The organism is Clostridium muellerianum (assembly GCF_012926525.1).
Classification (GTDB): domain Bacteria; phylum Bacillota; class Clostridia; order Clostridiales; family Clostridiaceae; genus Clostridium_AM; species Clostridium_AM muellerianum.
Window position 1 is genome coordinate 120,727 of record NZ_JABBNI010000011.1, and the last position, 21,204, is coordinate 141,930.

Here is a 21,204-nt window from a genome sequence, read left to right on the forward strand (position 1 = left end):
TACTAGATATGATACATAATTTTAATTTTCAAGGAGAATATGTAATGAATAAATTTAAAAATTTTAGTACAAAGTTAGCTAAAATATTAGATCCAAGAGATATAAAAATAGATGAACCTATGAAAAATCATACATCTTTTAAGGTTGGAGGACCAGTAGATATACTTGTTACCCCTGAAAGCTTTAAACAGGTTACAGATGTTGTAGGCTTTTGTAAGGAAGAAGGAATACCTTATTATATAGTAGGTAATGGATCAAATTTATTAGTAAAAGATGGTGGAATAAGGGGCATAGTTATTAAACTTTGTAAGTTAGATGCAATAAAAGTAAAAGATGATAGAATAATTGTTCAGAGCGGCGTAACCTTAAAGGAAGTATCAGAAGTTGCTATGGAAAATTGTTTAACAGGTTTTGAATTTGCATGCGGTATTCCAGGAAGTATTGGTGGTGCAGCTGCCATGAATGCTGGTGCATATAATGGCGAAATTGTAAATGTAATAGAGAGTGCTAAAATTATAGATCAGGATGGAAACATAAGAGATTTAGATAAAGAATCATTAGAACTTGGATATAGAAGAAGTTCTATATTAAAGTATGGTTATACAGTGCTTGAAGTAACCCTTAAGCTTGATAAAGGTGATTGTAGTAAAATAAAGGATAGAATAGATGACTTAAATAGGAGAAGAAGCGAGAAACAACCATTAGAATATGCTTCAGCAGGTAGTACATTTAAGAGACCAGAAGGTTATTTTGCTGCAAAACTTATAGAGGACAGTGGGTTAAAAGGAGTAAGTGTTGGTGATGCAGAAGTATCTAAAAAGCATTCAGGGTTTATAATAAATAAGGGAAATGCTACAGCAAAAGATATTTTAGATTTAATATCTGTTGTTCAGCAAAAAGTTAAAGAAAATTTTGATGTAGAGCTTTTAACTGAAGTTAGAATATTGGGGGAAGAATAGTAAAAACAGTATTTAGTTTTTAAAATTATAGTATAAAGAATGGAGAATTTAGCAGTAAAGTCTATGTTAAATTCTCCATTTTATATTCTATTCCTTCTTCAAAATTGTTGTGTTATAATTATAAAGTAAAAATTCACTTAAATAGGGATTAAATTTTAACAACTTACGTAATTTACTACTTATTGGAGGTTTAGCTATGAGATTTGTTATAGTAACAGGACTATCAGGTGCAGGTAAAACTCAAGCTATAAGGAACTTGGAAGACTTGGGATATTTTTGTGTAGATAATCTTCCACCTACGCTAATACCTAAGTTTGCAGAAGCTTGTTATCAAACTGATGGTAAAATAGACAGAATAGCTTTAGTTATAGATATAAGAGGTGGAAAATTTTTTGATGATTTGTTTGAAAGCCTAAAGCTTTTAAGAGATCAAGGATATAAATATGAGATTTTATTTTTAGATGCTTCTGATGAAGTATTAATAAAAAGATTTAAGGAGTCTAGAAGAAAGCATCCTTTGGCTCCAGATGGCAGAATACTAAATGGTATATTAATGGAGAGAAATAAGCTAAGAGAAGTAAAAGATAGAGCAGATAATATTATTGATACTTCAAAACTTGCCACAAGAGAACTTAGAGAAAAAATTACAGAGATATATGCAGAGGAAGGTCAATTAGAAACTCAACTTATGATAACAGTACTTTCTTTTGGCTTTAAATATGGCATACCGGTGGATTCTGATTTAGTGTTTGATGTAAGATTTTTACCAAATCCATATTACATACCAGAACTAAAAAAATATTCAGGTAATGATAAGATGGTTAGTGACTATGTTATGAATTTTAAGGAAACCCAACAGTTTATAGATAAGTTGGAAGATATATTGGAGTTTTTAATTCCAAATTATTTAAAAGAAGGTAAAAGACAGCTAATAGTATCTATTGGATGCACAGGTGGGCGACATAGATCTGTGACTATTGCTAATTCTATTTACGAAAAATTAAAAAAGGATGGACACAAGGTTAACATAGATCATAGAGATATAGAAGAAGATGTTAACAAAGGTGGTAAAAAGCTATGAAAATAGTAGATTGGCTTAGGCCTGGTATAAAAGTTAAGAGATGGGTTATGCTTGGCAGTATGGGAATATTGTTTATTGTATTTGGTGTACTAGAATTTGTAAATAGAAGGCTTTATAGTATTTATTATATATCCTTTTATTTATTTTTAATTGCATCAGGAGTATTTGTTTTATATGTATCTATAATGCAGGGAATGCGTTCAATAATTGCACTAATAAATAAGGGATATCTGAATGTATCAATAGATTCTAGAAAACTTGAGAATCTTATATATGAAAAAAGACTTTTAGTAAAAGGACCTAAAGTTGTAGTTATAGGTGGAGGAACAGGATTATCAACTATGCTTAGGGGTTTAAAATATTATACTTCTAACATAACAGCTATAGTTACAGTAGCAGATGATGGAGGAGGATCTGGGGACTTAAGAGAGGATCTTGGGATGCTCCCTCCAGGTGATATAAGAAACTGCATTCTTGCATTGGCAGATACTGAGCCATTAATGGAAGATTTGCTTCAATATAGATTTAAAGATGGAAGATTAAAAAATCAGAGCTTCGGTAACTTATTTTTAGCGGCTATGGATGGGATATCCAGTAATTTTGAAGAAGCTGTTCATAAAATGAGTTCTGTTCTCGCTGTAACAGGAAAGGTTATGCCAGTTACTTTGGATAATGTAATCTTAAAAGCAAAACTAAAAAATGGAGCTATTGTGGCAGGTGAATCTAATATTCCTGATGAAGCTATAAAGCAAAATACATCTATTGATAAAATATTTATAGAACCTAAAAATGCAAAACCACTTAAAGAAGCTATAGATGCTATAATGGAAGCAGATGCAATAATACTTGGACCAGGAAGTCTTTATACCAGTGTTATTCCTAATCTTCTAGTTAAGGATATAGCTGAAGCTGTTAAAAAAACTAATGCTATAAAATTGTATGTATCAAATATAATGACGCAGCGAGGAGAAACAGATGGCTTTGGTGTAGAGGATCATATAAAGGCCATATTTAAGCATGCAGGTAATGGAATAATAGATTATGTTGTTATAAACATAGGTAAAATAGACGATGAATTGGAAGGCAAGTATAAAGAAGAAACTTCACATTTAGTTAAAATAGATAATGTTGATGAACTAAAAAAATTAAATGTAAATGTTATAGAAGGTGACTTTATAAGAATCAAAAATGGACTTATAAGACATAATTCTGAAAAACTTGCTTCAATACTAATAGAAACTATTATGGAGAAAAAACTTCTATTCGATAGAAGAAAGATTATTGAGTATTTCTATTTATCAGAAAGATTAAAACAAAATAAGAATAAATAGGAGAATAAAGATGTCATTTTCACTGAAGGTAAAAAATGAAGTTTGTAGATATGTAGAAATGAGTAAAGAAGAATCAATAGCAGAGCTATCTGCAATAATGAAAGTCAGTGGCACAGTATTACTTGGAGGAAACAAACAATTTAGTTTTAAGGTTACCACTGAAAATCCAGCTATTGCTAGGTTTGTATTTAAGTTATTAAAGGATCATTTCAATATTCATACAAAAATAATGGTAAAGAAAAGTAATTCTTTAAAAAAGAATAATGTATATATGATTTTAATTACGGAAGAAATGGGTGTAAAAGATCTTTTAAAAGAAGTAGGGTTATTAAAGGAAAATGAAAATGTATTTTCATTAGATTATAGTATACCTAAAAATATTTTAGAAAGTGAAAATTGTAAAAGAGCTTATATTAGGGGAGCTTTTTTGGGTGGTGGAAGCATAAGCAATCCTGAAAAAACTTACCATTTAGAATTTGTCACTCATGATAATGAATACGCAGAGGATTTAAGTTTGCTTATAAATAAGTATGGATTAAATTCAAAAGTAATACAGAGAAAAAGCAGTTTTATAGTTTATATTAAAGAAGGAGAACAAATAGTAGATTTATTAAATATAATAAGTGCGCACTCTTCACTTTTAGAATTAGAAAATGTAAGAATAATGAAAGAGATGAGAAACAATGTAAATAGGCTTGTTAACTGTGAAACTGCTAATTTAAGTAAAACTGTAAATGCAGCAGTAAGACAAGTTGAAAGTATAAAAATCATTCAGAAAGAAATTGGTCTTGCTAGGCTTCCTAAAAATTTGAGAGAAATTGCAGAACTTAGATTAAGTTATCCTGATGAATCTCTAAAGGAATTAGGAGAAATGCTAAATCCACCTGTAGGTAAGTCAGGAGTTAATCATAGGCTTAGAAGAATAGAAAAAATAGCAGAGGAAGTTAGAAAAGAAGGAAGGTAGGCTGGGGGCATGTCAAAGCATGAAGATATAATTAAGTATATACTTTCACTTGAGGTTGGGACTAAGATTTCTGTTAGAAGTATAGCTAGTGATTTAGGAGTTAGTGACGGAACTGCATACAGAGCAATAAAAGATTCTGATGCTCTAGGTATAGTAACTACTATACCTAGAGTTGGAACTGTACGAATAGAAAAAGTAGAGAAAAAAAATATTGAAATGCTAACATATGGTGAAGTAATAAATATTGTTGATGGGACACTATTAGGGGGAAAAGATGGTGTGTATAAAACCCTGCATAGGTTTGTTATAGGGGCTATGACCATTGATGCTATGGAGAAATATTTAATAGCAGATTGCCTTCTTATAGTAGGTAATAGAGAAGAAGCTCAGGAATTAGCATTGATGAATCACTGTGGAGTGCTTATAACAGGAGGATTTACATGCAGTGATAAAATAAAAAAGTTAGCTAATGAAAGATGCCTTCCTATAATATCTACTACTTACGATACATTTACTGTAGCTAGTATGATTAATAAAGCTATATCTGAAAATCTTATAAAAAAGGATATAGTTTTAGTTGAAGATATCCTGTGGTGGATGAAGACGGAAAGCTAATAGGTATAGTGACATTAAAAGAGTTATCTAATAGTGATGAATGTGAACTTGTAGGTAAGATAATGCATAAGGAACCTATAACAGTTACTCCGAAGACTACGGTAGCATATGCAGCCCATGTAATGGCCTGGGAAGGTATTGAAATGTTTCCAGTAGTTAAGGGCAAGGCTTTAATTGGTGTAATAACTAGAAGAGATGTTATTAAAGCTCTTCAATACATGGATAGACAGCCTCAAGTAGCGGAAACATTGGAGGATCTAGTGCTTAAGAATTTTGAATTCAAGTGTGACAATGATAAAGCATACTTTTTAGGAAAAGTAACTCCTGAAATGTTAGATCCTATAGGAACTGCTTCGTGGAGTTCTTTAAATATGTTAGTATCTACTATGGGTATTATGACATTAAGGCAAAAAAGTAATATAAATGTTTTAGTTGACAGTATAAACACCTATTTTATGAAACCTGTACAGATAGATAGTAAAATACAAATATATACACAAATAATAGATACAGGAAGAAATTTTTGTAAGGTTGAAATAGAAGTATATGATAGTAAAAAAGAAATTATAGCAAAAACATTTTTATCTGCAAGGATATTAAGAAGATAAATAAACTTTTGTCATTAAATAAGGGGGTATGTATTAATGTTTACGCACATAGTATTTTTTAGATTAAAGGACAAAAGTCCAGAAAATGTAGAAAAGGCTAAAGACATTTTAAAAGCTATGGAGGGAAAAATACCTCAGCTTAAAGAGCTAACTGTGGGAAAGGACGTAGTGCATTCAGCTAGATCATTTGATGTTGGAATTATTACAAAGTTTAATTCTCAAAAAGAAATGGATGAGTATCAAGTACATCCTTTCCATGTAAATGAAGTATTGGCAAATTTAAAACCAATGTTAGAATCATCAGCGGCTATAGATTTTGAGGAATAGCCTTTATAGGACTGAATCCTGCATTAAACAGGACTTAGTCTTTTTTTATGATATATGTATTATTTGAAATCTAATCAAGTGATAAAAAATTTAATATATAATTTATTTTACACTTTTCCCTATAATGATATAATTTATTTATTGGTTGACGATAATTAAGAAGATGAAAAGGAAGAAGGTGAGGGAGTTGGAAGACAGGGCATATGAATGGGTAAGTTTACATCAACATACAGGATATTCTCTTTTAGATTCTTCAGCTAAGATTCCTGAACTTATAAGTAGAGCTAAAGAATTAGGGATGAAAAGTATAGCTATAACGGATCACGGAGTAATGTATGGTTGTGTTGATTTTTATAAAGAAGCTAAAGCACAGGGGGTAAAACCTATAATAGGTTGTGAAGTATATGTTGCTGAAAAATCTATGCACATAAAGCAAAATGATAAAGAAAATGAAAATTATCATCTTGTGCTGCTTGTAAAGAATGAAACAGGATATAGAAATCTCATGAAAATAGTTTCTAAGGCTTCTGTAGAAGGGTTTTATTATAAGCCTAGAACAGATCATGATTATTTAAGAGAACATAGTGAAGGATTGATATCACTAAGTGCTTGCTTAGGAGGAGAGATTCAATCTTATATTTTAAAAGGCAATTTGATTAGAGCAAAAGAGATAGCTCTTTTATATAAAGATATATTTAAGGACGGTTTTTATCTTGAACTTCAATATCATGGTATGGAAGAACAGGAAAAGGTTAATGAAGAACTAATAAAAATGTCCAAAGAATTAGATATTCCATTAGTTGCTACAAATGACGTGCATTATATAAAAAAAGAAGATTATAAAGCCCATGATGTATTATTGTGTATACAGACAGGAAAAGTTGTAGACGAACAAGATAGAATGAGATATCCTTCAGATGAATTTTACTTGAAATCTCCAGAAGAAATGTACAAGATATTTTCTAGGGTTCCTGAAGCTCTAGAAAATACAGTAAAAATAGCGGAGCAGTGTAATTTTGACTATGAATTTCATAAGTCTAAGCTACCTAAATTTCCGCTGCCAGAAGGTGTAGAGCCTTATGGATATTTAAGGGATCTATGTTACAAAGGATTGATACAAAGATATGAAGCATTTGAAGGATTAAAAGAAACTCAGTTTAATATAGAAAGCATAAATAAACTAGCAAATGATGACGAGGAAGCTAAAAAACTTGTAGAAAGGCTAGAATATGAGCTTTCTATTATAAAGCAGATGGGATATGTGGATTACTTTCTTATCGTATGGGATTTTATTAACTTTTCTGTGGAAAATGGAATAATGACAGGTCCCGGAAGAGGGTCTGCAGCAGGATCTATAATTGCATATACCCTAGGAATAACTAAAATAGATCCAATTAAATATAGTTTATTATTTGAAAGATTTTTAAATCCTGAACGTGTGTCTATGCCTGATATAGACTCAGATTTTTGCTATGAAAGGCGAGGAGAGGTAATAGACTATGTTGTGAAAAAGTATGGAGAAAATAGTGTTTCTCAAATTGTAACCTTCGGAACTATGGCTCCTAGAGCATGTATAAGGGACGTTGGAAGAGCTATGAATTATCCATATATAGAAGTAGATAGAATAGCTAAAATGGTACCTACAGTGTTAAATATAACTATAAATAAGGCGTTGGAATTAAGTGCTGAATTAAAGGAAGCTTATGAGAATGAAGAAAGAACTAAAGCATTAATAGATATAGCTAAAGCTTTAGAAGGACTTCCAAGGCATACTTCTACTCATGCGGCAGGTGTAGTTATAGCTTCTCAACCATTAGTTAATTATGTTCCTTTGCAGAAAAATGAAGACAATATAGTAACTCAATTTACTATGGGTACATTAGAAGAACTCGGACTTTTAAAAATGGACTTCCTTGGTCTAAGAACACTTACAGTACTTAGAGATACAGTAAATATGGTCAAGGATAATAAAGGAATCCTAGTAGATTTAGATAAAATAGATTATGATGACAAAAATATATATAAGATGATAGGAGAAGGCAAAACTGTAGGCATATTTCAGTTAGAATCTGCAGGAATGACATCATTCATGAAAGAACTAAGACCTGATTCTCTTGAAGACATCATAGCTGGTATTAGTTTGTATAGACCAGGTCCTATGGCAGAAATACCTAAATATATTAGTAATAAAAATAACCCTGAAGGTATTGAGTATTTAACGCCTGAACTAGAATCTATATTAGGTGTAACTTATGGATGTATGGTATATCAGGAACAGGTTATGGAAATAGTTAGAAAACTTGCTGGGTATTCTATGGGAAGAAGTGATTTAGTAAGACGTGCCATGTCTAAGAAAAAATACCATGTAATGGAAGAGGAAAGACACAATTTTATACATGGTATAGTAACTGAAGATGGAGAAGAAAAGGTTCCAGGATGTATAAAAAATGGGATATCTGAAAATGCTGCCAATAAAATATTTGATTCTATGATGGATTTTGCAAGTTACGCATTTAATAAGAGTCATGCTGCTTCGTATGCAGTAGTGGCATTTCAAACTGCATACATGATATATTATTATCCTACTGAATATATTGCGGCTATGCTGAATAGTGTGAAAGGTGACAATGACAAGGTTGCTTATTATACTAGATTTGCAGATAAAATAGGAATTCAGGTTTTAACTCCAAATATAAATGAGAGTTATGCTAAATTTGCAGTTAAAGGTGATAAAATAATATTTGGACTTTCTGCTATTAAAAACGTAGGAGAAAATGTAATAGATAGTATAGTAAAATCAAGAGAAAGTAAAGGTACATTTTCAAGTTTAGTTGACTTTTGTAATAAAATAGACGTTTCATGCATAAATAAAAGAGTAGTAGAAAGCCTTATAAAATCAGGAGCTTTTGATTGTCTTAATGTATATAGGTCAAAATTACTTGCAGTTTATGAAAAGGTACTAGATGGTGTAAGTAATTCTAGGAAAAAAAATATAGATGGACAATTAAGCCTTTTTACAGATTTTAAAAAGATAGATGTTAATATACAGTATCCAGAAATAAAGGAATTTGAAAAAAGGCATATTTTAGCTATGGAAAAGGAAATGACAGGGCTTTATTTATCCGGACATCCTTTGGAGGAGTATGAGAAAACCTTAGATTTCAAAACTAGTGCTAAAACATCAGATATAATAGGCGATGAATCCTTAGAAGACGAAATAGTTCAGCAGTCTAAGTTAAAAGATGGAGACAAAGTAATTATAGGAGGCATTATATCATCAGTAGTAAAAAAGATAACTAGAAATAATGATATGATGGCTTTTATAAAAGTAGAAGATTTATATGGAGTAATAGAAACTATAGTATTTCCAAAGGTGTTTCAAAAGTATAGAAGTTTGGTAGATGAAGATAGTATAGTACTAGTAAAAGGAAGAGTAAGTGTAAGAGAGGAAGAACAGCCTAAAATACTATGTGAAAGCTTAGAACCGTTGATAAAAGAAAATACTGAAAAATTGTATATACAAATAGAAGATGAAAATAGTTTAAAAATTGTGATGGAAGAAACCAGGCCGCTGTTTTTAGAATTCAAAGGAAATACTCCTGTTTATTTCTGTACGAAGAAGGAAAGAAAAAAATTTAGAATAGATAAGGATCTTTGGGTAAAAAATGACATAGAATTATTATCGAATTTGAGAAAAAAATTTGGTGACCAAAATATTAAATTAATTTAAAAAAGTGTCAAGTATATTTTTTAAACAATAAACAAAATATATAGAGAGAAAGTATAATATACCTCTCTCTATATGTTTAAAAAATATAGTATATATTCATATAAATTGTTGAATATTTTATAGGTTTCGATTAAAATTAATAGTATATAATAATGAAAATTAAACCATTATATGTTATAATGAAAAAGTACTTATAATAAAGAACATAATAAATATTGTATAATGTCCGTGGGACACAAAATGTCCCGGTGGTCATAGGAGGTATTAAGTATGAAAACAATAGCTGTACTAACAAGTGGTGGAGATGCACCAGGAATGAATGCTGCCATAAGAGCAGTGGTAAGATCTGGCCTAGATAAAGGTTTAAAGGTAATGGGAATACAAAGAGGTTATAGCGGATTAATAAATGGTGAAATTTTTCCAATGGACAGACATAGTGTAGCTGATATTATACAACGTGGGGGGACTATGTTAAGAACTGCTCGTTGTGAAGAATTTAAAACAGAAGCGGGTAGAAAAAAGGGTGCAAATATATTAAAAACTTTTGGTATAGATGGATTAGTAGTAATAGGAGGAGATGGATCTTTCCATGGTGCTCAGTTACTGTCAAAGTTAGGTATAGCAACAGTGGGAATACCAGGTACTATAGATAATGATTTGCCATATACTGAATATACTATAGGATTTGATACTGCTGTAAACACAGTTTTAGATGCTATAAATAAGTTAAGAGATACATCAACATCACATGAAAGAGTAAGTATTGTTGAAGTTATGGGAAGAAACTGCGGAGATATAGCACTTTATGCAGGACTTGCAGGTGGTGCTGAAAGCATAATTGTTCCTGAAAAAGGATATAAGCAAGATGAATTGTGTAGAACTATATTGGAAGGCAAATTAAGAGGTAAAATGCATAATTTAATAATACTTGCAGAAGGAATTGGTGGAGCAGATCAGCTAGCGGAAAAAGTAGAAGAAATTACAGGTATAGAAGCAAGAGCTACTAAACTTGGACATATTCAAAGAGGTGGAAGCCCTACTTGTTCAGATAGAGTATTAGCTTCTAAAATGGGATTTAAAGCTGTTGAATTATTAGCAGAGGGAAAATCTTCAAGGGTAGTCGGAGTAATTGATGGAAAAATAAAAGATATGGATATAGACGAAGCATTAGCAATCCCAAGAAATTTTGATGAGAAGCTTTATGATATAGCAAAAATATTATCATATTAAAAATATATGTAATTCAAAATTTATATTATATTAAGGAGAGTAAGCTATGCAAAAGACTAAAATGATTTTTACAATTGGACCAGCAAGTGATACAGAGGAAGTTTTATCAAAATTAATTGAAGCTGGAATGAGTGCATCAAGACATAATTTTTCTCATGGAGATCATAAAGAGCATGGAGAAAGAATTGAATTAGTAAAAAAATTGAGAAAAAAATATGATAAGCAAATAGGAATAATACTTGATACTAAAGGTCCTGAAATAAGAACAGGGTATTTTCCAGAAAAAGTAGAATTAGTTGAGAACACAAATTATACTATAGTTTGTGGTGAAGATGTAGATGGAGATGCTACAAGATGTAATTTAAGTTATCGTGAATTATACAAAGATGTTAAACCAGGAGATATGATATTAATGGCTGATGGTTTAATTGGTATGGAAGTTCAAGAAGTTAAAGGAACTGATATACATTGTATTATAAGAAATAGTGGAATGATAAGTACTAAAAAAAATGCAAATGTACCAAATGTAAAAACTAATCTTCCTTCTTTTACAGAAAAGGATGTTGAGGATCTGAAGTTTGGCTGCGAAGTAGGTGTTGACTATGTAGCTGCATCTTTTATAAGAAAGGCGTCAGACGTTTTAGCTATAAGAAAGTTATTAGAACAATTTGGTGGACATGATATACAAATAATCTCTAAAATAGAAAATCAAGAAGGCGTTGATAATATTGACGAGATAATCAAGTTTTCAGATGGAATAATGGTTGCTAGAGGAGATATGGGATCAGAAATTCCAATAGAAAAAGTTCCAGCAGTTCAAAAGATGATAATTGAAAAGTGTAATAAAGCAGGTAAGTTTGTTGTGACAGCTACACAAATGCTAGATTCTATGGAAAGAAACCCTAGACCAACAAGAGCAGAAGCTTCAGATGTAGCTAATGCTATATTAGATGGTACTGATGCTGTAATGTTAAGTGGAGAATCTGCAAATGGAAAGTGGCCTGTAGAAGCTGCTCAAACAATGGCAAGAATAGCACAGCAAGCTGAATCAATATTAAATTATAAAGAAATATTAAATAAAAAGAGAGAATCTCATATTTATAATGTAGCTAATGCTATAAGTTTGGCTACATGTACTACTGCATCAGAATTAAATGCTTCTGCTATAATAACAGCTACACAAAGCGGATACACAGCAAGAATGGTTTCTAAATATAGAACAGCCAGCCCTATTATAGCTGTAACTCCAAGTGGTAAGGTTGCTAGAAAGTTAGCTTTAAACTGGGGTGTATTTCCAATTTGTGCAGAGAAAATGAATTCAACAGATGAGTTAATAGAAAAATCTGTTGAAATTTCTCTACAAACTGGATATATCAAAAAGGGAGATTTGGTTATAATAGCAGCAGGTATACCTGTAAGCTACTCAGGAACAACAAATATGCTTAAGGTTCATATAGTTGGAGATATATTAGTTCAAGGTAGAGGTGCAGGTAGTAAACCAGCATATGGTAATGTAAAAGTAGTTAAATCAGTAAAAGAAGCAGATGAAATTATTGAAAAAGGTGATATTCTCGTTGTAAAAAATTTAGATAGAGAATATATATCTATACTTGATAGAGTTGCAGGTGTAATAGGAGAAGAAGGCGGATTAACTTCACATCTTGCTATAGAATGTATATCAAATGAAATACCTATAATATGCAACGCTGGTGGTGCAACTGAAGTATTAAAATCAGGAGCTTTTATAACAATGGATGTTATAAGAGGAATTGTTTATAATGGAAGAACTAATATAATGTAAATCAAAGGGACTATTGCAATAGTAATTTTTAGATTGCTTTGAATAGTCCTTATATAAATAAATATGTACACGTAATAAAAGGGCTGATACACTAATTAATTAGTGTATCAGGCCCTTTATTTTAAATTTAGCTTCAATTTTATTGACATTCGATGTATGTAATAGTAAAATTTCCATTAAATAAAGTTACTAAATTAATTAAGGAGACAAAGGTATGAATTATAAAAATTTGGTGAATTCAGGATTAAAAGTCTCGGTAATAGGTTTTGGAGGAATCCCTATACAAAGAATAGATGGAGAAAATTCCAAAAAGGTTATAATAGCTGCAGAGGAAAAAGGAATAAACTTTATAGATACAGCTAGAGGATATTCTGTCTCTGAAGAATATATAGGAGAGGCTTTATTAGGAAGAAGAGATAAATGGATTATTGCTACAAAATCTATGGCACGAGATAAAAACACTATGATTAATGATGTAAATAAAAGCTTGAATAATTTAAAAACTGATTATATAGATCTTTATCAACTACATAATGTGAAAACTTTAGAAGAATATAATAAGGTTTTAGATAAAGATGGAGCTTATGCAGCTTTATTGGAATTAAAGGAACAGGGGAAAGTAAAGCATATAGGAATAACTTCTCATAGTATTGATATTTTAAAAATTGCTATTGAAAGTGGAAAGTTTGAAACTATAATGTATCCATATAATATAGTAGAAGATCAAGGAGAAGAAATTTTTAAAAGGGCAAAGGAATTGAATATAGGGGTAATAGCTATGAAACCTATGGCTGGTGGAGCTATTAAAAATGGTACATTAGCATTAAAGTATATATTACAAAATGAAAATGTAACTTGTGCTATACCAGGAATGGGTACAATAGAAGAAGTAGAAGAAAATGCAAAAGTTGCTTCAAATGAGATTAAATTAACAGAGTCAGAAGAACTAGAGGCGAAAAAAATATCAGAAGAGTTAGGCACTGAATTTTGTAGACGCTGTGGTTACTGCGGTCCTTGTACTCAAGGAATAGATATACCAGGTATATTTTTATTACAGGGATATAAAGAAAGGTATGATTTGCAAAACTGGGCTGAGGATAGATATGAAGCTTTGAAAGTTACAGCAAAAGATTGCATAGAATGTGGAAGTTGTGAAGCCAAGTGTCCATATAACTTACCAATAAGAAGAATGCTGAAGGGTGTAAAGAAGACATTTGGAAAATAAAATAAGTTTTTATAAAAGTTTTGCTTGAAAATTTATATGAAAATAATGTATAATAAAATGATTTGTGGTTAAAATAACATGATAGGGAAATAAGAGACAACTGATTCTATTTCTAGCACCTTTTATTTAAAAGGTGCACTTTTTTTAGGTATAAAATTCCTCAAAGTTAAGAAACTATATAATATAAATTATTAATAATTTGGAGGGATTTTCATGAGCGGAAAATTAAGCTGCAGCGCAGGAAAATGTGTAAATAATATAAATGGTCTTTGTAGTGCTAATAATATACATGTAGTAGGATCAGAAATTCATAGTAGTAAAGGAACTGAATGTGAAACTTTTATGCAAAGAGGTTTTATGAATGCTATGTCTAATTTTACAAATATGAATTTAGTTGGAGAGTTCAAACAAATATTTAGCAGAGACTCTATAGAAATGAGTCCAGAAATAAAATGTGAAGCGGAAAATTGTGTTTATAATGCAGATAGGTTGTGTAGTGCAAGTAATGTTCAAGTATATGGTCCAGATGCAAGAAGTAGTGGAGGAACTCAATGTGAAACTTTTAAAGAACATTAAAATAAGCGGATTTATCCGCTTATTTTTGTTTTTAATAGACAAATTTAATGCTAAACTGTAGAATAGTGAAAGAAGATTTAATATGGTAGGTGGAAGAATGAATAAAAACATTTTTATAAATAAAAATGAAGAATATGATATGAAGATAACAGGAATGGGATACGAAGGTGAAGGAGTAGGTAAAATAAATGATTTTACAGTCTTTGTGCCTGGTGCTTTATTAAATGAGAAGGTTAAAGTAAAAGTTGTTAAAGTAAACAAGAATTTTGCTTTTGCAAAGCTTATAGATGTTATAGAAGCTTCGGAACATAGAACTGAGCCAGTTTGTAGCATATATAAAAGATGTGGAGGATGTCAACTTCAACATTACTCTTATCAGGCACAGTTGGATTTTAAAAAGCAGAGAGTTAAAGATTGTTTAGAGAGAATAGGAAAATTAAAAGTTCAAGAATCCGGGGAGCAGCTTATAGATAATTTACAGGACTCAGGATTAATTTTACATGATACTATTGGAATGGAGAATCCTTATAGGTATAGAAATAAAGTTCAGCTGCCTGTAGGAGAGCAAAATGGAGAGGTTAATATAGGATTTTATGCTCAGAGAACTCATGAAATAATAAATATGGATACCTGTAATATACAACATGAAGCAGCAGATAATATATTAAAATTAATTAAGGATTGGATGAGAAGATATAATATAAAATCTTATAATGAGCAATTACATAGTGGAAGTATAAGACATATAATGATTAGAAAAGCTTTTAAAACAAATGAAGTTATGGTAGTTATAGTTAGTAGAAGTAATGAGTTGCCTCATAAAAAAGAGCTTATAGACATGCTGCTAGAAAGTAAGGAGAATATTGTTAGTATTATACAAAATGTAAATAGTAAAAAAACTAATGTAATTTTAGGGATAGAATGTATAACTTTATGGGGAAAAGATAACATAAGTGATTATATAGGTGATTTTAAATTTAATATATCTCCATTATCTTTCTTTCAAGTAAATCCGGTACAGACAGAAGTACTATATAATAAGGCATTGGAATATGCTTCATTGACTGAAAGTGAAACTGTATTTGATGCATACTGTGGTACAGGTACTATATCATTATTTTTGTCTCAAAAGGCTAAAAAGGTATATGGAATTGAAATAGTTCCACAGGCTATAGAAAATGCTAAAATAAATGCAAATCAAAATAATATTAATAATGCGGAATTTATAGTAGGGGAATCTGAAAAAGTCATACCTGAATTAATAAAAAGCGGAGTAAAGGCAGATGTAGTAGTTGTAGATCCACCAAGAAAGGGATGCGAGAAGAGTCTTTTAGAGGCTATAGCACAAATGGCACCTGAAAGGATGGTATATGTTTCTTGTGACCCCGGAACTTTGGCTAGAGATTTAAGCATATTAGATGAATTAGGATATAAAGCTACTGAGGTTCAACCTGTAGATATGTTTCCACAAACTGCCCATGTGGAGACGGTTGTCCAATTAACCCACAAAAATGCAGATGGTTTTATTAGTGTAAAAATGGAGTATGATGAGAGTATTGATAGGTTACCGAATCGAGTAACTTACTCAAAGATACAGGAATATGTAGAGAGTAAATACGGATTTAAAGTACACACAGCATACATCGCTGAGGTTAAGCGTTCACTTGGTTTAGATATGTACGAAGCACCGAATAAGGTTGAAGAACTAAAGTACCCACATCAATCAGCACCAGCACATAAGGTGGAAGCAATTAAGGATGCCTTGAAACACTTTGAGGTTATATAATGTAGATAAGCGATTGTGTATGCAGTCGCTTATTTTAATCTGTCATACATAGTATCACGTACAGCTATAACCTAGTTATTTCAAGGGTTATAGCTATTTATATTTTAAGGCTTTATTAGAGTTTCTTCCTTTATATATAATTTTTATTGGCGACAGAATAAATATGCTATTTTATACTTCATAGTATAAGTTTAACTGTACATCAAAGTTAGTACACTTTTCACAGCCTGTGCATCTTTACTCCTAATGTAATTCTCAAATTGCTTAATTATTTCTTTAGCTCTATCATCAGCAGTGAGTCCACCCGTATATACAAAGGTTTCATTGTATCCTATGACAAGTATAGGTAGGTGGTCTTCGCTTACTGTTTCAGTGTGTATGACCCATCCAATAGGCAAATCTCCTAATACCTTTATTGGATAATCCCGTGGCAAGTCGAGATAAACGTTAATGTAATACTCAATTTGTGACTCAGCAACAGGTGTCACGAAGTGTGCGGTGCTTAGCGGACCTATACCTACCAAGTCATAAAGCCCGTCAGCTATACCTTTGCACTCTTTTTTAATAGTTGTTAACTCCATAATATCGCATTTGGGGGTTTTATAAGCCTGTTTTTTACACTTTAAGCAATACAACACGGGGTTACACCTCACTTTCAGTAGTTTTGTATACCCTAAGAGCATGAAATCCAAGTACAGCACCAGCATCAAGTTTTTCTGCAAATTCCTCATAATTTCGTATGCCGGTGACGATATTGCCCAGTTGTAGTTGAGAATACGATTTTGGTACTTGTAGAGCTTCATTATTATTCCATGCTTCAAGTGCTGTTTTGTAGGTCCATTTGAGTTCGCCTAGTTGGATACAGTATACTTGACCAGTTTTATTTGACATATTACCTGACCTCCTTTATTTGCTATAAGTTTAAACTATTATATACATCAGATATTACTTCTTTCGTTATGCCTATATACCTCAGAGTTACAGATGCACTGCTATGGTTTAGCATCTTTTGTAATGTATTGATAATAGTAGGATTATTTTTAATGTTATTTACGTAAATGTGGTACGCAAAAGTTTTGCGTAGACTATGTGTCCCATAGTTACCTTTTATATTTAGCTCTCTTAGCGTGGTTTTTATGATTTTATGAGCTGATTCAACTGTTAATGCACCAGAGCCTTTTCTACTCTTAAATAGATATGATTCATAATCTATACCTTGTAATGTGTCCAAGTAGAGCCGTATAGCACTCTTAGCACTATCATTCAGGTCAAACTCCCTTTTCTTATCAGTCTTCTCTTCGCATATAACCACTTTATCTACTATTGTATCATCTATCAATACATCTTTAATCTTTAGTCGTAGTAGGTCGCCAGCTCTCAGTCCAACATTGATACCTACGGTAAACAGCGTGTAGTCCCGCTTATTCTCTTTTCCGAGTAGATACTGTTTTACTTTCGCTATGTCCTTGGTACTTTTTATCGGCTCGACTTCGTCAGCTTTTACCTTTAATGTATTATTTGCAGTCATAAATATCTCTCCTTTTCCAATGCTAACTTATGAGGTTATTATAGTATAAGTTATCATACAAAACAAGAACATTTTAGAAAAATCTTAATGAGAGTACAGCAAACATAGGTATATCAATGGTTGTAGCATTTGTGCTGAATGCTAAGAAATAAACAAAGTTAGCATTGGACACCTTTAGTTTAGTTAAAGTCAATAGACTTTAACTAACTTCATTTTATAAAACCAATAACTATTATAAATAAACTACTTTTGGACTTGTTTCGTTATGCCTGTGTAGTTGGTTTAAAGTATACTCCAAATAAACGTGACTACAGGCTTTTATCAGCAGAACTATTAAATGAATAGCTTAATTGTTTAATTGATTTAGTCAAAAGTAGTTTATACTAAAGAATAATGTTGAAAAGTAAGCACTCATTTATATACAAAATTATCTAATCAATATATAATTGAATTAGTTTGCAGTAGTAAATAATTGTGCATTAAAGATTGTTTAATTAATCTCTCTTTATTAGGCAGAAAAAGAGAGGCAGGATTATCTGAAATAGAGTATTTTATTGTTAGGAGATGAAATTATGGAATGGATAGAACGATTAAATAATGCGGTTAATTATATCGAAGAGAATATAAAAGAAACTATTGATTTGGAAGAGGTTTCAAAGATTGCATGTTGCTCAACATATCATTTTCAAAGGATGTTTGCCTATATAGCAGATATACCATTATCAGAGTACATTCGTCGTAGGAGAATGTCATTAGCAGCTGTAGATTTACAGAGTGGCAATGAGAAAGTGATAGATATTTCACTAAAGTATGGATATGATTCACCGACAGCATTTAACAGAGCTTTTAAAAGTGTACATAGAATAACACCATCTCAGGCAAGAGAAGAAGGTACAATATTAAAAGCATTTCCTCCTATCAGCTTCAAAATAACAATAAAAGGAGATAGTGAGATGAATTACAGAATTGAAAAGAAAGAAGAATTTAGAATTGTGGGTGTTTCAAAACCATTAGAAGCAGAGATTGAGAAAAACTTTGAGATTGTACCTAAAATGTGGGAGACTGCTGCAATGAATGGAACAATACCTAGAATTGCTTCCATGATGGAGGGAATGCCAATAGGACTCTTAGGAGTAAGTTCCTGCAATGAATCAGATAATTGGAGATATTATATTGCAGTTGCGAGTAGTAAACCAATAGAAAATGATTTAGAAGAATACATTGTTCCAGACTCAACTTGGGCAATTTTTTCAGGAGAAGGAAATGGACAATCTATTCAGGAATTAGAAAAAAGAATTGTAACTGAATGGCTTCCAACTTCAGGATATGAATATGGAAATGCACCAGATATTGAGGTGTATTTAAATGCAGACCCAGAACATGCTAAGTATGAGGTTTGGATTCCGGTTATAAAGAAGGAGAATTAGATATGATACATTTGGTATATTGTGATGATAAAGAAAAAGTATTAGAAAAAATATTAGATGGCTCTAAAACAATGATTATCAGAGCAGCAGCAGGGAGAAAGATTCCGCATAGTAGAGTATTTGATGGTGAGAAACTTTACTTTATGAAAAAAGGCACAGCAAAAATCTCGGCAAATGCCACTGTCAAATCAGTTCAAAATTATGTTAAATTATCAGAAGATGAAATAGTAAAGGTGCTTGCTGATAATCAAGAAAAATTAAATTTATCTAAAAAACAACAAGAACGCTGGCATAAAAAATGCATGTGCTTGGTAGAGTTTGAAAATGTGAGCGAAATAAAGCCTCTTGACTTTGACCGTCAGGGTAATATGGATGATTGGCTTATTCTTGAAAAAATCGAAGATGTAGTTGTAGGTACAAGCATTCCGTATAACTATGACAAAGCTAAATTTTAGGTGGTGTTTCTATGGCAATGTGGAGTCCGTGGCGTGGCTGTCATAAATATAGCGAAGGATGTAAATACTGCTATATTCATAAAGGTGATGCTAAAAGAGGTGTAAACACAAATACTATTGTAAAAACAGATAATTTTAATGCACCTGTTGCAAAGAACAAAAAAGGTGAATATAAAATCAAATCGGGTCAAACCGTGTACCTATGCTTTTCTACAGACTTTCTTATTGAAGAAGCTGATGAATGGAGAGAAGAATGTTGGAAAATGATAAAAGAACGCTCAGACCTGAATTTCATTTTTCTCACAAAGAGAATTGAAAGGTTTTTATGCTGTATTCCAAATGACTGGAACAATGGATACGACAATGTGACTGTTGGATGTACTATTGAAAACCAAGATAGAGCAGATTTTAGGCTCTCTATGTTTGCGACATTTCCAATAAAGCATAGGAATGTAATTTGTCAGCCACTTATTGAAGAGATAAATATTGAAGAATATCTGGACAATGTTGAATTGGTTGTAGTTGGTGGTGAATCTGATAGAAATGCAAGACCTCTGAATTACAATTGGGTTTTATCTCTCAGAGAGCAGTGTATAACTAAAGGAGTTCGTTTTGAGTTTAGACAATGTGGAACTCACTTTATCAAAGATGGTAAGGAATATACACTTAATGTAAGAGATTTATGCAGTCAAGCAAGAAAAGCAAATATTGACTGTTAATTACTTGTTTAACGAGAGGATACAGTGGAAGAGCATATTTAAGATACATCTGTAAAACAGGTATAGATATACCTTAGAATATGTCCCTTTTTAGGTCTCAACATCGCAATCAACCTAACTAAAAAGTTGTCTTAATCATAAATTTATATTAATGAATAACTAAGTAGGATATTGAGAAGTAGTAATACTTATTTGACTAACAGATAAATAGTAATTTATAGGGTGGTATGGAATGGATTATCGATTAAATGAGAAAATACCTATTTTGACTTTAGCAGATTTACGTCAATCAGTTGGCTGGAATAGAATGGAGCGAGAATTAGGAAATCCGAAACTACAAGATTTTCTTACAATTGCTTGTTATGATAATTCAAAATTGATTGGGTATGTATCTGTAGTAAGTAATGGGGTGCTAGATGCATATATACAAGATTTAATGGTTAGGCCTGACCATCAAAATAAAGGAATCGGAACGGAATTGATGAATAAAGCAATCAGTTATATAAAAGAAAAAGGTATTTATATGATTTCAGTAATTTATGGTGAAGAAGAATTAAGAAGTTTTTATGAGCGATTTGGTTTCTATACAATGCTTTGTGGGCAAATTGAAACATATAAAAGTAAATAGATTCCTAATTACCTAAATTTCGTACAAATATAAAACTTATATTTGCACATAATTTCCTGTTAGCATTAACCATAATATTCCTTTAGCTTCCAATTTTTTAGGCGAAGCCTACTGGGATAATATACAAATGTTAAAAATGGTAACACTAAAAATAGTTAAAATTTGATTTCTAGTTTTGGATTAATTTGTATTGATTGAAAGTAAATTTTCAACC

General features: G+C 31.3%; 17 protein-coding genes and 2 pseudogenes. 16 read left to right on the top strand and 3 right to left on the bottom strand.

The window, feature by feature from the left end; translation table 11 throughout:
- Positions 1-44 precede the first annotated feature (44 nt).
- From murB to rlmD, 12 genes and pseudogenes are all read left to right on the top strand, one after another.
- Positions 45-959: a UDP-N-acetylmuramate dehydrogenase gene (murB, locus tag HBE96_RS06155; RefSeq protein WP_169296878.1), complete on the top strand. Its 915-nt coding sequence runs from the start codon at positions 45-47 to the stop codon at positions 957-959.
- 196 nt (positions 960-1,155) lie between these two features.
- Complete coding sequence (gene rapZ / locus HBE96_RS06160) at positions 1,156-2,040, top strand: RNase adapter RapZ (protein ID WP_169296879.1); 885 nt, start codon at positions 1,156-1,158, stop codon at positions 2,038-2,040.
- Entirely contained in the window at positions 2,037-3,371 is a 1,335-nt protein-coding gene (locus tag HBE96_RS06165; protein WP_169296880.1) for a gluconeogenesis factor YvcK family protein, read from the top strand. The genes rapZ and HBE96_RS06165 overlap by 4 nt, the downstream gene beginning before the upstream one ends.
- A gap of 10 nt (positions 3,372-3,381) precedes the next feature.
- Positions 3,382-4,335: a DNA-binding protein WhiA gene (gene whiA / locus HBE96_RS06170; RefSeq protein WP_169296881.1), complete on the top strand. Its 954-nt coding sequence runs from the start codon at positions 3,382-3,384 to the stop codon at positions 4,333-4,335.
- A 9-nt stretch (positions 4,336-4,344) separates the two neighbouring features.
- A pseudogene (locus HBE96_RS06175) lies at positions 4,345-5,558 on the top strand (DRTGG domain-containing protein).
- A gap of 36 nt (positions 5,559-5,594) precedes the next feature.
- Positions 5,595-5,885 (top strand): Dabb family protein, encoded by a 291-nt coding sequence (locus tag HBE96_RS06180; protein ID WP_169296882.1) that lies wholly within the window; start codon positions 5,595-5,597, stop codon positions 5,883-5,885.
- A 187-nt stretch (positions 5,886-6,072) separates the two neighbouring features.
- Positions 6,073-9,615, top strand: coding sequence for a DNA polymerase III subunit alpha (locus HBE96_RS06185; RefSeq protein ID WP_425350705.1), 3,543 nt, complete (start codon positions 6,073-6,075; stop codon positions 9,613-9,615).
- A gap of 270 nt (positions 9,616-9,885) precedes the next feature.
- Positions 9,886-10,845 carry a 6-phosphofructokinase gene (pfkA, locus tag HBE96_RS06190; protein WP_169296883.1) on the top strand — a complete coding sequence of 320 codons (960 nt, stop codon included), beginning with the start codon at positions 9,886-9,888 and terminating at the stop codon, positions 10,843-10,845.
- Between the two features lie 46 nt (positions 10,846-10,891).
- Positions 10,892-12,646, top strand: coding sequence for a pyruvate kinase (gene pyk, locus HBE96_RS06195; protein WP_169296884.1), 1,755 nt, complete (start codon positions 10,892-10,894; stop codon positions 12,644-12,646).
- Between the two features lie 214 nt (positions 12,647-12,860).
- Positions 12,861-13,871, top strand: a complete 1,011-nt coding sequence (locus HBE96_RS06200) for an aldo/keto reductase (protein WP_169296885.1) — start codon at positions 12,861-12,863, stop codon at positions 13,869-13,871.
- A 213-nt stretch (positions 13,872-14,084) separates the two neighbouring features.
- Positions 14,085-14,447, top strand: a complete 363-nt coding sequence (locus tag HBE96_RS06205; protein ID WP_169296886.1) for a DUF1540 domain-containing protein — start codon at positions 14,085-14,087, stop codon at positions 14,445-14,447.
- A 97-nt stretch (positions 14,448-14,544) separates the two neighbouring features.
- Positions 14,545-15,957: pseudogene (gene rlmD / locus HBE96_RS06210) on the top strand (23S rRNA (uracil(1939)-C(5))-methyltransferase RlmD); the annotation flags it as partial.
- Positions 15,958-16,424: 467 nt separating this feature from the next.
- On the opposite strand, the gene HBE96_RS06215 reads toward rlmD, so the two are convergent.
- The 3 genes from HBE96_RS06215 to HBE96_RS06225 all read right to left on the bottom strand — a co-directional run bounded on the left by HBE96_RS06215 (position 16,425) and on the right by HBE96_RS06225 (position 17,761).
- Positions 16,425-16,814 (bottom strand): hypothetical protein, encoded by a 390-nt coding sequence (locus HBE96_RS06215; RefSeq protein WP_169296888.1) that lies wholly within the window; start codon positions 16,812-16,814, stop codon positions 16,425-16,427.
- A 61-nt stretch (positions 16,815-16,875) separates the two neighbouring features.
- Positions 16,876-17,124 carry a hypothetical protein gene (locus tag HBE96_RS06220; RefSeq protein WP_169296889.1) on the bottom strand — a complete coding sequence of 83 codons (249 nt, stop codon included), beginning with the start codon at positions 17,122-17,124 and terminating at the stop codon, positions 16,876-16,878.
- 22 nt (positions 17,125-17,146) lie between these two features.
- Entirely contained in the window at positions 17,147-17,761 is a 615-nt protein-coding gene (locus tag HBE96_RS06225) for a tyrosine-type recombinase/integrase (protein ID WP_169296890.1), read from the bottom strand.
- A gap of 572 nt (positions 17,762-18,333) precedes the next feature.
- On the opposite strand from HBE96_RS06225, the gene HBE96_RS06230 reads away from it, so the two are divergent.
- The 4 genes from HBE96_RS06230 (at position 18,334) to HBE96_RS06245 (ending at position 20,990) form a co-directional block, all read left to right on the top strand.
- Entirely contained in the window at positions 18,334-19,188 is an 855-nt protein-coding gene (locus HBE96_RS06230; RefSeq protein WP_169296891.1) for an AraC family transcriptional regulator, read from the top strand.
- A gap of 2 nt (positions 19,189-19,190) precedes the next feature.
- Entirely contained in the window at positions 19,191-19,643 is a 453-nt protein-coding gene (locus HBE96_RS06235) for a hypothetical protein (RefSeq protein ID WP_169296892.1), read from the top strand.
- 11 nt (positions 19,644-19,654) lie between these two features.
- A complete protein-coding gene (locus tag HBE96_RS06240; protein WP_169296893.1) occupies positions 19,655-20,362 on the top strand; it encodes a DUF5131 family protein in 708 nt (235 codons plus the stop codon).
- A 232-nt stretch (positions 20,363-20,594) separates the two neighbouring features.
- Positions 20,595-20,990, top strand: a complete 396-nt coding sequence (locus HBE96_RS06245; RefSeq protein ID WP_169296894.1) for a GNAT family N-acetyltransferase — start codon at positions 20,595-20,597, stop codon at positions 20,988-20,990.
- Positions 20,991-21,204 lie beyond the last annotated feature (214 nt).

Coding starts and splice junctions, on each gene's coding strand:
- murB (WP_169296878.1), top strand. CDS start 45: ATGAATAAATTTAAAAATTTTAGTACAAAGTTAGCTAAAATATTAGAT.
- rapZ (WP_169296879.1), top strand. CDS start 1,156: ATGAGATTTGTTATAGTAACAGGACTATCAGGTGCAGGTAAAACTCAA.
- HBE96_RS06165 (WP_169296880.1), top strand. CDS start 2,037: ATGAAAATAGTAGATTGGCTTAGGCCTGGTATAAAAGTTAAGAGATGG.
- whiA (WP_169296881.1), top strand. CDS start 3,382: ATGTCATTTTCACTGAAGGTAAAAAATGAAGTTTGTAGATATGTAGAA.
- HBE96_RS06180 (WP_169296882.1), top strand. CDS start 5,595: ATGTTTACGCACATAGTATTTTTTAGATTAAAGGACAAAAGTCCAGAA.
- pfkA (WP_169296883.1), top strand. CDS start 9,886: ATGAAAACAATAGCTGTACTAACAAGTGGTGGAGATGCACCAGGAATG.
- pyk (WP_169296884.1), top strand. CDS start 10,892: ATGCAAAAGACTAAAATGATTTTTACAATTGGACCAGCAAGTGATACA.
- HBE96_RS06200 (WP_169296885.1), top strand. CDS start 12,861: ATGAATTATAAAAATTTGGTGAATTCAGGATTAAAAGTCTCGGTAATA.
- HBE96_RS06205 (WP_169296886.1), top strand. CDS start 14,085: ATGAGCGGAAAATTAAGCTGCAGCGCAGGAAAATGTGTAAATAATATA.
- HBE96_RS06215 (WP_169296888.1), bottom strand. CDS start 16,814: ATGGAGTTAACAACTATTAAAAAAGAGTGCAAAGGTATAGCTGACGGG.
- HBE96_RS06220 (WP_169296889.1), bottom strand. CDS start 17,124: ATGTCAAATAAAACTGGTCAAGTATACTGTATCCAACTAGGCGAACTC.
- HBE96_RS06225 (WP_169296890.1), bottom strand. CDS start 17,761: ATGACTGCAAATAATACATTAAAGGTAAAAGCTGACGAAGTCGAGCCG.
- HBE96_RS06230 (WP_169296891.1), top strand. CDS start 18,334: ATGGAATGGATAGAACGATTAAATAATGCGGTTAATTATATCGAAGAG.
- HBE96_RS06235 (WP_169296892.1), top strand. CDS start 19,191: ATGATACATTTGGTATATTGTGATGATAAAGAAAAAGTATTAGAAAAA.
- HBE96_RS06240 (WP_169296893.1), top strand. CDS start 19,655: ATGGCAATGTGGAGTCCGTGGCGTGGCTGTCATAAATATAGCGAAGGA.
- HBE96_RS06245 (WP_169296894.1), top strand. CDS start 20,595: ATGGATTATCGATTAAATGAGAAAATACCTATTTTGACTTTAGCAGAT.